The 13,612-nt window shown below is 56.8% G+C and carries 8 protein-coding genes; 6 read left to right on the forward strand and 2 right to left on the reverse strand.

Annotation, left to right across the window (positions count from 1 at the left end; genetic code table 11):
• Positions 1 to 9: 9 nt before the first annotated feature.
• The 3 genes from thiP (at position 10) to ACQZ51_RS15830 (ending at position 4,142) form a co-directional block, all read left to right on the forward strand.
• On the forward strand, positions 10 to 1,629 hold the full coding sequence (gene thiP / locus ACQZ51_RS15820; RefSeq protein ID WP_448778595.1) for a thiamine/thiamine pyrophosphate ABC transporter permease ThiP: 1,620 nt from the start codon (positions 10 to 12) through the stop codon (positions 1,627 to 1,629).
• Positions 1,626 to 2,342, forward strand: a complete 717-nt coding sequence (locus tag ACQZ51_RS15825; RefSeq protein ID WP_448778597.1) for a thiamine ABC transporter ATP-binding protein — start codon at positions 1,626 to 1,628, stop codon at positions 2,340 to 2,342. Before thiP ends, ACQZ51_RS15825 begins: the two co-directional genes overlap by 4 nt.
• Positions 2,343 to 2,663: 321 nt before the next feature.
• On the forward strand, positions 2,664 to 4,142 hold the full coding sequence (locus ACQZ51_RS15830; RefSeq protein ID WP_448778789.1) for a M48 family metalloprotease: 1,479 nt from the start codon (positions 2,664 to 2,666) through the stop codon (positions 4,140 to 4,142).
• Positions 4,143 to 4,228: 86 nt separating this feature from the next.
• Here ACQZ51_RS15830 and ACQZ51_RS15835 read toward each other — a convergent pair whose 3' ends face one another.
• Complete coding sequence (locus ACQZ51_RS15835; protein WP_243258065.1) at positions 4,229 to 4,801, reverse strand: CarD family transcriptional regulator; 573 nt, start codon at positions 4,799 to 4,801, stop codon at positions 4,229 to 4,231.
• 537 nt (positions 4,802 to 5,338) lie between these two features.
• On the opposite strand from ACQZ51_RS15835, the gene ACQZ51_RS15840 reads away from it, so the two are divergent.
• Together ACQZ51_RS15840 and ACQZ51_RS15845 are read left to right on the forward strand one after the other, a co-directional pair.
• A complete protein-coding gene (locus tag ACQZ51_RS15840) occupies positions 5,339 to 10,099 on the forward strand; it encodes an NAD-glutamate dehydrogenase (protein WP_448778599.1) in 4,761 nt (1,586 codons plus the stop codon).
• A gap of 71 nt (positions 10,100 to 10,170) precedes the next feature.
• Entirely contained in the window at positions 10,171 to 11,556 is a 1,386-nt protein-coding gene (locus tag ACQZ51_RS15845; protein ID WP_448778600.1) for an MFS transporter, read from the forward strand.
• On the opposite strand, the gene phaR is transcribed toward ACQZ51_RS15845, so the two are convergent.
• On the reverse strand, positions 11,547 to 12,119 hold the full coding sequence (gene phaR / locus ACQZ51_RS15850) for a polyhydroxyalkanoate synthesis repressor PhaR (protein ID WP_448778602.1): 573 nt from the start codon (positions 12,117 to 12,119) through the stop codon (positions 11,547 to 11,549). The genes ACQZ51_RS15845 and phaR overlap by 10 nt on opposite strands.
• Positions 12,120 to 12,360: 241 nt before the next feature.
• Here phaR and ACQZ51_RS15855 point away from each other — a divergent pair, with 241 nt between their 5' ends.
• The gene (locus ACQZ51_RS15855) at positions 12,361 to 13,542 is read left to right on the forward strand and encodes an acetyl-CoA C-acetyltransferase (RefSeq protein ID WP_448778603.1); all 1,182 of its coding nucleotides are present in this window, start codon (positions 12,361 to 12,363) and stop codon (positions 13,540 to 13,542) included.
• The last annotated feature ends 70 nt before the right edge of the window (positions 13,543 to 13,612 follow it).

Genomic DNA, 13,612 nt, shown 5'->3' on the forward strand with positions numbered 1-13,612 from the left:
CTCTTGATCATGATCGAGCGCGTCGAACGCCGCAGGTTTATTGTCAGTGGAACGGTGGCATTTGCTGCCGTTCTTTTGTTCATGGGCCTTGCCGTCACGGCGCTCCTCTCGTTTGATGCCGACACAGCGTCCGCTGAGGTGCTGGATGCCTATACGCTGCGCATATTGCGCTTCACCCTCTGGCAAGCTTCGCTTTCTACGCTGCTGTCGATAGCCCTCGGCCTGCCGGTGGCGCTGGCGCTGGCGCGACAGCGGAATTTTCCCGGTCGCATATGGATTATCCGGCTCATGGCCGTGCCCATGGGACTTCCGGTTATTGTCGGTGCGCTCGGGATTATCGCAATTTGGGGTCGGCAAGGCATCTTCAACACGGTCTTCATGGCGGCTGGCGCAGAGCAGCCTTTCAGCATCTATGGTCTGTCCGGTATTCTGATTGCCCATGTGTTTTTCAATTTGCCGCTGGCGGTGCGGTTCTTTCTGGCCGGGCTTGAGCGGGTTCCGGGGGAATATTGGCGCATCGCTGCGAGCCTTAGTTTCGGCTCCGTCTCGACGTTCCGCTTTGTGGAATGGCCCGCCATTGCGCGTCTCATCCCGGGCGTCGCCGGTCTGATCTTCATGCTCTGCGCAACGAGCTTCACACTCGTTTTGTTGCTGGGAGGTGGGCCTGCGGCAACCACGATCGAGGTTGCCATCTATCAGGCGCTGCGTTTTGACTTTGATCCACCCCGCGCCATTTCGCTTTCCCTGATGCAGATCATCATGACCAGTGTGCTGCTTGTGCTGCTGGCCCGTCTGCCCTCTGCCGATGCGGAAGCCTTGACGCAGGCGAAAGCCGTGCGACGCTTCGATAGCGAGAGGTGGACGGCGCGTCTGTGGGATGCATCGATGATCATGCTTGCCATGGTTTTGGTCGCATTGCCTCTCTGCGCGGTCGCCGCATCTGGACTGACGGCGGATCTTTCGCGGCTGCTGTTTGCGAGCGCATTCCTCAAGGCTGCCATGACAAGCTTGCTGATCGCGCTCCTGTCCGCGTCTCTTGCCATTCTCGTTTCGGTCGCACTCGTGCGTGCGCGCCAGGCTATCGCTGCGCAAAGACGACCTGCTGCTCCGCTTCGGGTTTTGTTCACGGCCATGGGTGCCGGATCGGCCTTGGTGCTGCTCGTGCCGCCGGTCGTTCTGGGAAGTGGCTGGTTTCTGCTGTTGCGACCGCTGGGCGATGTATCGACATTTGCGCCGATCCTTGCCTCCATCATCAACATGCTGATGGCGCTGCCATTCGTGATGCGGGTGCTGGAACCTGCATTCATCGCCCATCAGACCCGCAGCGGGCGATTGGCTGCCAGTCTCGGGATATCAGGTCTATCCCGGCTTCGCCTCGTTGACTGGCCGGTTCTATGGCGATCGGTTGCGACGGCATTTTCATTCGCCATGGCGCTTTCGCTCGGCGATCTCGGTGCCGTTGCCCTGTTCGGCTCGGAAAACTTCACCACATTGCCCTGGCTGGTCTATAGCAATATGGGCAGTTACCGGACCAATGATGCGGCGGGCTACGCCGTCATCCTTGGCGTCATCTGTCTCGTCCTCGCCGCCGGGGGCGTTTCCCGTCAGCCAGCGAAAGCCATCGCATGACCCTGCACGATATTGCTGTCCGCCTTGAAAACATCCAGCTCAGGCTCGGCCAGCAGAGTTTTGCGCTGGATTGCCGCTTTCAGCGCGGCAAGGTGACAGCGATTGTCGGTCCATCGGGATCGGGGAAATCCACACTCCTCAATCTCGTCGCGGGCTTTGAAGCGCCGGACCGCGGGAAGTTGCTGATCGAGGGACAGGATATGCGCGGGCTTGATCCGTCGGAGCGGCCAGTCTCCGTGGTTTTTCAGGACAACAATCTCTTTGCCCATCTGGATATTTTCACAAATGTCGGACTGGGGATCAATTCATCCATGAAACTGGGTGCCGATGACAAGCTCGCCATCAGCAAGGCGCTGGCGCGCGTAGGGCTTGGCGGTTTTGAAAAACGCCTGCCTTCGACCATGTCCGGCGGGGAGCGGCAAAGGGCGGCGCTGGCCAGAGCCCTGGTGCGCCGTCGCAGCATCATGGCTCTGGATGAGCCCTTCGCAGCACTCGATCCCGGCCTGCGCGCCGGCATGGGAAGCCTGCTGCGGGAGCTGCATGAGGAACTGGGCAACACCGTTCTTCTGGTGACGCACAACCCTGATGATATTCGCAAACTGGCAGATGCGGTTGTGTTTCTTCATCACGGTCAGGTGCTGTTTGAAGGCGGTGTTGACGCGTTTTTTGCTGCAACCCATCTTGAGCCAATCAGGATATTTCTGGCGGCGTGAGATTGTCGCTCAGTAAGCGCGGTTATGTCGCGTCACAATTTCGACGCGGGTCACTGTCAAGCCTTGCAAAATAACACGGTCGATGCGCAAATTTTGCAGTTGCGATTCATTCACAACTGCTTGAAAAGTGATGCAAACAAGCGATCTGATAATATATTTTGCAAATGGCGGATCAATTCGATTGTTTGCGCATTCACATGCCCCTAGGGCTAATATGGCATACTGGTCTGCACTTTGACGGATGATCAGGAACGTTTGGAGCAGACAGGCAGGATGATGACGTGTGTGAAGGCTCTACAGGGCCACACCTCCAGTCAGAAGATGCGGCACACAGGCAGGCTGGTCAAGCGTACGCTGGCATTGGCGACCGCCGGCTTCGTGCTGTCGGCGTGCCAGTCGCTCTTCAGCTCGTCCTACCAGTCCACGCTCAAGCCATCTGACAATCCTCAAACCGTTGAGCAGGTGCAGAAGGATGACCCGCGTGCCCAGATGGGTGCGCGTGAGCATCCGCGCATCGTGGCAAGCTATGGCGGTGAGTATCACGACGACAAGACCGAGCGCCTTGTGGCCCGCATCGCAGGTGCGTTGACGGCGGTGTCGGAAAATCCGCAGCAGTCCTATCGCATTACCATTCTGAACTCTCCCGCCATCAACGCGTTTGCGCTGCCGGGTGGCTATCTCTACGTGACCCGTGGGCTTCTGGCGCTTGCAAATGATGCTTCGGAGGTTGCTGCCGTGCTGTCTCACGAGATGGGCCATGTGACCGCCAATCATGGCATTGAGCGCCAGCGCCGCGAAGAGGCCGAGGTCATTGCCAGCCGTGTGGTTGCGGAAGTCTTGTCCAGCGATCTGGCCGGAAAGCAGGCCCTTGCGCGCGGCAAGTTGCGACTGGCAGCCTTTTCCCGCCAGCAGGAATTGCAGGCTGACGTCATCGGTGTGCGCATGCTGGGTGAAGCCGGTTACGATCCCTATGCGTCGCCTCGCTTCCTTGATTCCATGGCGGCTTATGCGCGCTTCTCATCGGCAGATCCCGACAGCGATCAGAGCCTCGACTTCCTGTCGAGCCATCCCAACACACCGCAGCGCATTGAGCTGGCCAAGCGCCATGCCCGCGCCTTCGGGCAGGAAGGGCAGGTTGGAGATAAGGGTCGCGACTGGTTCCTCAATGGTATAGACGGGCTTCTTTACGGCGATAGTCCGCAGGAAGGCTATGTGCGGGGCAACACGTTCCTGCATGGCACCCTTGGCATTCGCTTCGATGTTCCCGAAGGTTTCCAGATCGACAACAAGGTCGAGGCAGTGCTTGCCACCGGCCCCGGCGAGATGGCGATCCGTTTTGATGGTGTGGCCGATCCCAAGCAGACAAGCCTTGCCAATTATCTGACCAGTGGCTGGGTCGCTGGTTTGGTGCCTGAAACCGTCCGTGAAACGGAAATCAACGGACTGCCAGCAGCGACGGCTCGCGCCACCGCCGATAAATGGGATTTCGATGTGACCGTGATCCGCGTCGGGCAGCAGATTTTCCGCTTCCTGACTGCGGTGCCGAAGGGCAGTGCGCAGCTCGATAGCGTGGCCAATGTGTTGCGCACGACGTTTCGCAAGATGACACCGGCTGAAATCTCTGCCCTTAAGCCTCTGCGCGTGCGCGTTGTCACGACCAAGCCTGGCGACACGATTGCGTCCATTGCTGGACGCATGATGGGGACTGACAGGAAGGTGGAGCTTTTCCGGGTGCTGAACGCCATGAGCGCAACAGCGGCGATCCAGCCCGGCGAGCGTGTGAAGATCATCGCCGAATAAAAAACCCGGCCTTTGAATTGAACCTGTTTCCAAGGTGGAGCAGGTCTAATTCAAAGGCCGGGTTTGTAGAATGGAAGATAAGACGCTTACGCGGCTTCCTCTTCCTGAGCGTCTTCTTCGTCAATCGCCTTGCCGCGCTTTGGTCCCTTGTTGAGATTAACCTCAACCAGACGAACGGCTTCCGTTTCAGACATCTTGTTCACAGCAGCAATTTCGCGGGCCATGCGATCAAGAGCAGCTTCATAAAGCTGGCGCTCGGAATAGGACTGTTCCGGCTGGTTTTCCGCACGGTAAAGGTCACGAACCACTTCCGCGATGGCGATCAGGTCGCCGGAATTGATCTTTGCATCATATTCCTGCGCACGGCGCGACCACATGGTGCGCTTGACACGAGCCTTGCCTTGAACAACTTTCAATGCACGCTCGACGAAATCCTCTTCCGACAGCTTGCGCATGCCGATTGTCACAGCCTTGGCCACTGGAACTTTCAGACGCATCTTGTCTTTTTCGAAATCAATGACGAACAGTTCGAGCTTCATACCCGCAACTTCCTGTTCCTCAATGGACGAAATGGTACCGACACCATGAGCGGGATAAACGATCGCTTCGCCGGTCTTGAAACCGTGACGCGCTGGAGATTTTTTTGGCTGGGTCGTCATTCGTTCTAAAAACTCCCTGTTACATACACCCGGGATTTCCGGGGGTCGGGTCGGTCAGGCCCGGATGAGACGGGGGAACCGTCAAGTGACTTGATACTGGTACAGACGTGCGCTCAAAGACAGGCCACCCGCAACCCGCAGGTTGACAACACAAACAATCGGTATGTCACGGAAACCGCGTGCAAGTGATGAGTTGCTTTCGTGGTGTTTTTGGGCACGCAAATGCCACGCTGTGGATCAGTTTCCTAGGTCTATCACAAAAATACGAGGAAATCAATAATTTGCTTCGACCGTGACTATCGAGTCACAATAGGGTCACTTTGCCACCGACAAAAATGCGAATCGGTGCGTTCTGATTCGGCGCAGGCACTCTTCGTCGCATTTCAATCGAATAAAATTCGAGCTCGGCACGTAAAGTAATGATTGCCACTTAAACTCTTCATAATTCCGCGCCAATATCCGATTCGAATTGATGAAAATGACGATTTTTTCTGTTTTCATTCAAAAAATAGCACGCTTTCGGAGGAAAAAGACAAAATGGGCTACCGGAACAATCCAAAACGCGACAAAAAACTCGAAAAAACCAGAATATTGGCGGAGATGTCCGGTAAGCCGTTTCTAGATCCAGAGGCTGTTTTTGGCCGTGCGAGTTCGGATGATATACAATATTATTCGCCCGAGATGTTGGCAGCTGCCGTGCAGCACACACACGATGAATTATCGAGATGGACGAAAGACAAGCCTTATATTGGAATTTCTGAAGTAGAAGGGATTTCTCCGCGCGACAATCCTGTCTCTATTCTGACCATTATCGGTCGCAACATGCCTTTCCTCTATGACAGCGTCATGGGTGAGGTGACGAGCAGTTACCGCAGCCTTCTTCTCGCCGTCCACCCTATTCTGGTTGCCGATGCCGCTGTAACCGGTGGATATCGTCTCGCCGATTCCGAACTAGACGCGCCCCATGACAATATCAGCCTTATCCAGATCCATATTGCGCCGATCGCTTCACAGGCAGCCGAGGCGCTGACGGAGCGTCTGCTGTTTGTGCTGTCTCAGGTTCAGTCGGCCTTCACCGACTGGAAACCGATGATTGCCAAGCTGGACGAGGCGCTGACGGAGTTGCAGGAGCGTGGCCCCAGCCGCCGCAAAACGGGGCGCAACGAAGCCGTCGCGTTTCTGGAGTGGTTGCGCAATGATAACTTCACCTTTCTCGGCATGCGCGACTACAGCTATTCCGGCGCTGGCAACGATGCCAAGGTCGAGCGCGGCGAGGGCAGCGGTCTTGGTACGCTGACGGACCCGAATGTGCGGGTGTTGCGCCTCGGCAAGGATGCGGTCACAACGACGCCGGAAATCCTGGCCTTTCTCGACGGTCCCGATTTCCTGATCGTAACCAAAGCCAATGTCAAATCCATCGTCCATCGCCGCGCCTATATGGATTATATTGGCATCAAGCGGTTCGATGAGGATGGCAATGTCGTTGGTGAGTTGCGCATCGTCGGCCTTTTCACCGCCACCGCCTATACGCATTCCGTCAAACAGATACCACTTCTGCGGGCGAAAGTGGCAGAGGTGGAGGATCATTTCGGTTTCGATCCCAACAGCCACTCGGGCCGTATCTTGCACAACACGCTGGAATCCTATCCGCGTGACGATCTTTTCCAGATCGATGCCGATCTTCTGATCCGTTTCATCGAGCAGATCATGGAGCTTAGCGACAGACCTCGTGTTCGCGTTCTCCCACGCATCGACCGCTTCGACCGGTTCGTGTCGGTCATCATCTTCGTGCCGCGCGAGGAGTATAACTCCTACGTCCGCGAAAAGATGGGCGAGTATCTATCCCATATCTATGATGGTCATATCTCGGCCTATTACCCGGCATTTCCCGAGGGCGCTGTGGCGCGGGTCCACTTCATCGTCGGGCGCACCAACGGCAAAACGCCGCGCGTGGCTCAGGATAAACTCGAAGATGCCGTTAGCGATATCGCAGCACGGTGGACCGACCATTTCGTAGCACTTTCCCCCGTCGGTTCGCCCGTTCTGGATGTCGATCAGGCCTATCAGGAAGCATTTACGCCTGATGAGGCGATCATCGATCTGCCGGATATTGCCGCGACGGCTGGCGGTGAGCCGGTGCGTATCGAGTTCTATCGCCGCGACACCCAGGCTGAAGGTGTGCTGTCGCTGAAGATTTTCCACCGCGATGGCCATCTGCCGCTTTCACGACGTGTGCCATTGCTTGAGAATCTCGGTTTCAGCGTTATCAGCGAACGCACTTTCGATATTGGTGTCATATCTCCAGATGAGACCAGATCCATCGTGCTGCATGATATGGAATTGCAGGTGCAGCCCGGGGTCAAGCTTGATCTTTCGGTTTACGGGCCAAGGCTTGAAGAAGCCTTTCTGGCGGCATTTGACGGCACTGTCGACAATGACAATTTCAACCGGCTGATCGTCGCTGCTGGCCTCAGCGTGCGCGAAGTGTCGGTCCTGCGCGCCTATGCCCGCTATTTGCGCCAGACGGGCATTGTCTATTCGCAGGAGCATATTTCAGAAACGCTGTTCAAATATCCAGCGATTGCCGTGAAGATTTTCGAGCTGTTTTCTTATGGCTTCGACCCCAAGGTCGGCGACAAGCCCCGGCTTCGCAAGCTGTCTGATCTGCACAAGGCGATTGAGGCAGCCCTTTCAGGCGTTCCCAATCTGGACGAGGACCGGACGCTTCGCCGTTACGTCAATGCGGTGGATGCGACGCTGCGCACCAATTATTTCCAGCGCAATGAGGATGGGTCGCCAAAGGCGATGCTGGCCTTCAAGTTCGATCCGAAGCTTCTGGATGGCTTGCCGGATCCACGGCCCTTCCGTGAAATCTTCGTTTACGGCACAGAGGTCGAAGGTGTCCATCTGCGGTTTGGCAAGGTAGCCCGCGGCGGGCTTCGCTGGTCGGATCGCGGACAGGATTATCGCACCGAGGTGCTCGGGCTGGTCAAGGCGCAGCAGGTCAAGAATGCGGTGATTGTGCCTGTGGGTGCCAAGGGTGGGTTCTACCCGAAAACCCTGCCGGTTGGCGGCAACCGCGATGAAATTTTCAACGCGGGCAAGGAAGCCTACAAGACCTATATTCGCACGCTGCTGTCCATTACCGACAACATTGTCGGCGATGATATCGTTGCCCCTGCAGATACGTTGCGGCTGGATGGTGACGATCCCTATTTCGTCGTCGCAGCCGACAAAGGAACGGCAACCTTCTCGGACACGGCAAATGGCTTGGCCCGCGAGGCTGGCTTCTGGCTGGATGATGCCTTTGCCTCAGGCGGCTCTGCCGGCTACGACCACAAGAAAATGGGCATTACCGCCCGCGGCGCCTGGGAAACCGTGAAGCGGCATTTCCGCGAAATGGATACCGACATCCAGACAACGCCATTCAAGGTGGTTGGCGTGGGTGACATGTCGGGCGACGTGTTCGGCAACGGCATGTTGCTATCGGAAAAGATCGAGCTGATCGCGGCTTTCGATCACCGCGATATCGTGATCGATCCAACGCCCGATACGGACAAGTCCTTTGCCGAGCGTAAGCGCCTGTTTGAACTGCCGCGCTCCAGCTGGCAGGATTATGATCGGTCCGCCCTATCTGAAGGTGCGATGATTATCTCCCGCTCGGAAAAATCGGTGACACTGACGCCGGAGGCTGTTGCCGCCATCGGCATCGACAAATCCGTGGCGACGCCGTTTGAAATTATGACGGCGATCCTCAAGGCTCCTGCCGATCTTCTCTGGTTCGGTGGCATCGGCACCTACGTGAAGGCTGCGGTGGAAACCAACGCAGAGGTGGGTGACCGCGCCAATGATCCGATCCGCGTCAACGCGACCGAGGTTCGCGCCAAGGTGATCGGTGAAGGCGCCAATCTGGGCATCACGCAGAAAGCCCGTATTGCCTATGCGCTTTCAGGTGGCCGCTGCAATTCCGATGCCATCGACAATTCGGCTGGGGTCAATTCCTCCGACGTCGAGGTCAATATCAAGATCGCCCTGTCATCTCCGGTCAATGACGGGCGTCTGACATTGCCCAAGCGCAATCAGCTGCTTTCTTCCATGACGACGGAAGTCGGGCATCTGGTGTTGCGCAACAACTATCTTCAATCGCTTGCCATATCGCTGACCGAACGTCGCGGCACGGAAAATGGTGAGGAACTTGGCCGCCTGATGGGCGCTTTGGAAACGGCAGGTCTTTTGAACCGTCGGGTGGAAACTCTGCCGAACGATGTGGAATTCGCAGAGCGTTACGCAACCGGAAAGCCGCTGACGCGGCCAGAAATTGGTGTTCTTCTTTCCTATGCCAAGCTCACCCTGTTCGATACGCTGGTGGCGAGCACCTTGCCGGATGAGCTCTATCTCCAGCATCTTCTGAGGGATTATTTCCCGAGCAGGATGCAGAAGATCTATGCTGGCGATATTACCAACCATCGTCTGCACCGCGAAATCGTTGCAACATCGCTTGCAAACCAGGTTGTCAATCGCGGCGGTCCGGGCTTCGTTCAGAAACTGGTCGATGCCAGCGGCCTTTTGGCACCCACGGTCGTCAAGGCCGCGATGATCGTCGAAGACGGCTTTGGTCTGAAGCGTCTGTGGAGCGAGATCGACAAGCTCGACGGCAAAATTTCTGGCATGGTGCAGAACGGCCTTTACGCCGATGTCGCCAGAATATTTACCGATGCGACACGGCTCTACCTCCAGACGACATCGGCCGCAGGTTCAATGGCGGATGAAATCGAGCGGTTGAAAGCGGCGATCCATACGCTTGTTCCAGGTGCAGCCAAGTACAAGGAAGAGCTTGGTTTCAGCGAGATCGACGGCGTCGAGCCCGCTTTGATCCGCGATCTGGAGACGCTGTCGCTTTTGGTCTATGTGCCGGAAATCATGCTGATTGCCGAGCGGGCAGACACAAGCCTTGCCCGTGCAGCCGAAAGCTATGCTGCCGTATCTGCCACCTTCCGTGTGGCCAAGCTTCTGGATGCAGGTCAGCGGGTTACGCCTGCAGACCACTATGAAAGCCTTGCTCTGCTGCGCAGCCAGGATCAGATCGCATCGTCGCGTCTTCGCATCGTCATCTCGGCGATGACCGAGTACGCGAAGGAAAAGAACCCGGTGCAGGCCTGGTATGCCGCCGACCGCGTTCGGGTCAACCGCATCGTCTCGGAGCTGAGCGCTCTCAGCGACAGCGGCGAGACAAACCTCGCCCGCCTAACGGTTGCTGCCGGATTGCTTTCGGATATAGTCCAGGCTCGTAGCGTCTGATCATCAGGTGCAAAACTGCCCGGCTTCGTGGCCGGGCAGACCAGACCATTCCATGGCCGAAAGGGTGACGTATGGCCTCATCTTCCCTTGCGACCGGCGACACTGTGACGAAGCGTGGCATATGGGGCTGGATGCTGTTCGATTGGGCAGCCCAACCCTTTTTCACCGTCGTCACCACCTTCATTTTCGGCCCCTATTTCGTTGCCCGTCTCACGGAAGACCCGATCTCTGCCCAGACGACCTGGAGCAATATGGCGACGATCTCGTCGATCATTATTGCCATTTTTTCGCCGATCCTGGGTTCCATCGCCGACCAATCCGGCTCTCGAAAACCATGGATCGCTTTCTTCGCGACACTGAAGATCGCAAGCCTGTCGATGCTGTGGTTTGCCGCACCCGGATCAGCTCTTTTGTGGCCGGTTACCTTCATGATCGTGGCGTCCACCGCGGCTGAATTTTCCATCGTCTTTAACGATTCCATGATGCCGCGTCTAACCACGCCCGAAAACGTTGGGCGCATTTCCAATACGGCCTGGGGGCTTGGCTATCTCGGTGGCATGGTGGTTCTGATTTTCGTCGTGCTGTTTCTGGCGGCTGCACCCAATTCCGGGCTTACGATCCTCGGCATTCCTCCCCTGTTCGGGCTTGATCCGGCGGCTGGGGAAGATGCGCGCATCACGGGGCCCATTTCGGCGCTCTGGTATCTGGTGTTCATCCTGCCGATGTTTTTGTTCACGCCTGACGTCAAGAAAGGCCTGCCGCTTGGCAGAGCGGTTCACTCTGGCCTCACAGAGCTGAAAGCAACGCTTAAGGAGTTGAAAGGTCGCCCCGCCATCACGCGGTTCCTGATCGCCCGGATGCTGTACCAGGATGGCGTCAATGGCGTCTTGATCCTCGGCGGAGCCTTCGCTGCGGGCCTGTTCGGCTGGGGTACGCTCGAGATCGGAATTTACGGGATCATTCTCAACATCGTGGCGATTGGCAGTTGCATTGCCGCAGGGCTTGTCGATCAGCGTCTGGGTTCGCGCAACACGGTGCTGATCAGCCTTGGGCTGTTGCTGGTCGCAACGTTTGGCATCGTCTCGACCTATACGGATTCAACCTTGTTCGGCCTGCTGGCGCTTCCCGTGTCCAGCACGGAAGGTCTGTTTTCCAGTTCTGCTGAGAAGGCCTATCTCTTTTACGGCATTCTCATCGGCATTGCGTTCGGTCCGGTTCAGGCCTCGTCACGGTCATATCTCTCGCGCAATGTGACGGTTGCCGAGGCTGGTCGTTATTTCGGGATTTATGCGCTGTCCGGTCGCGCCACGAGCTTTATGGCGACGCTGTCTTTTTCCATCGTCACCTATGTCAGCGGTTCGGCCCATTTGGGCATGGCGACGCTCACGATTTTTCTGGGCGCCGGTTTCCTGTTGCTGCTGCGTGTTCCCGAGAGATCAGGGGCGGTTCAAAGCTGATCGAGCTTGGTCTGAAGCGAGCGTAATTGCGCCTTCAATTCATTGATCTCTGAGGCGTCCGGCTTCTTGGCTTCTGCCGGGGCTGAAGGCATGGGAAATGGTGTAAACACCTGCATGGCCTGACGGAAAAGCTCGGTGTTGCGCTTGATCTGTTCGTCCATGAAGCCGAATGGCGTGGCGAAATTCTTCTGTGATGTGTCACCGAAGGCTTTGCCCATATGCTCCTGCATCTGGCTTTGCTGTTCGGAAAACGTCTTCATGGAGTGCTCGAGAAAGGTCGGCACAACCATCTGCATCTGGTCGCCATAATAGGAGATGAGCTGGCGCAGAAACGCCGTTGGCAACAGCGTGTTGCCGGTCTTGCCTTCCTGCTCCATGATGATCTGCGTCAAAACCGCGTGGGTAATGTCTTCCGATGTCTTGGCATCCTGAACCTTGAACTCTTCACCGCGCTTGACCATCTTGGCCAGGTCTTCAAGTGTCACATAGGTGCTGGTTCCGGTATTGTAGAGCCGCCGGTTGGCATATTTCTTGATAACGGTCTCGCCGCTGTGCTTGGCCATGCTCGCCTCCTCGCGATCCTGGTATTTTCTTCTTATAAGGCTTTTTTGCTCTTCCCGCTTTTAAGTTATGCTCAATTCAACCGGACTGACAAACGTTTTGTGCGTTGCAGCAGTCACTTTTTTTGCGCAGCATTTGCTTAGGATTAAGGTTTGTGAACGCTTGGACTGTCGAACTGCTGACATGGTTTGACTTGCCCTCCAAGCTTTGACTATCTTGCGCCGCAAATGGGAGATCTACGAAATGACTTCGACTTCAATCGTCATCGTTGCTGCAGCACGCACGGCAGTGGGCTCATTCAATGGCAGCTTTGCCAACACGCCAGCCCATGAGCTGGGTGCTGCGGTGATCAAGGCTGCACTGGAGCGGGCGGGGATTGCGCCAAGCGAAGTGGATGAAGTTATTCTTGGACAAGTGCTCGCTGCAGGCGAAGGACAGAACCCGGCCCGTCAGGCGGCGATGAAGGCTGGTATTCCTCAGGAAGCCACGGCATTCGGCATCAACCAGCTGTGCGGTTCGGGCCTGCGCGCCGTGGCACTTGGGCTTCAGCAGATCGCCACGGGCGATGCATCGATCATTGTGGCCGGTGGGCAGGAATCCATGTCCATGGCACCGCATTGCGCGCATCTGCGCGGCGGCGTGAAAATGGGTGACTTCAAGATGGTCGACACCATGTTGAAGGACGGCCTGACGGATGCCTTCTACGGCTATCACATGGGAATAACCGCAGAAAACATTGCCCGTCAGTGGCAGCTTTCGCGTGATGAACAGGACGAATTTGCCGTGACCTCTCAAAACCGTGCGGAGGCTGCGCAGTCTGCCGGGCGTTTTGCAGATGAGATCGTTCCGTTCATCATCAAGGGTCGCAAGGCTGATGTGACGGTTGATGCCGACGAATATATCCGCGCTGGTGCCACAATCGACACCATGGCGAAACTTCGCCCTGCCTTCGACAAGGAAGGTACCGTTACTGCTGGCAACGCTTCTGGCTTGAACGACGGGGCTGCTGCGGTGCTGTTGATGAGTGAGGCGGAAGCTGCACGGCGTGGTCTGCAACCGCTGGCGCGCATCGCCTCCTGGGCCACAGCAGGTGTCGATCCGCAGATCATGGGTACAGGCCCCATTCCGGCATCGCGCAAGGCGCTTGCGAAAGCAGGTTGGTCGGTTTCGGATCTTGATCTTGTCGAAGCGAACGAGGCGTTTGCAGCGCAGTCCTGCGCGGTCGTGCGCGATCTGGGGCTTAATCCAGAGATCGTCAACGTCAATGGCGGCGCGATCGCCATCGGCCATCCGATTGGTGCATCCGGCGCACGCGTGCTCAACACGCTGCTTTTCGAGATGAAGCGCCGCAGTGCAAAAAAAGGGCTGGTTACGCTCTGCATCGGTGGCGGCATGGGTATCGCCATGTGCCTTGAAGGTCTCTGATCCCTTCGATCATCGAAATGCCATTTTGGCGCTTCTAAAGGCTGACGCAATGAAACAGGGGAGGCCTTGA

The organism is Agrobacterium sp. CG674 (assembly GCF_053521645.1).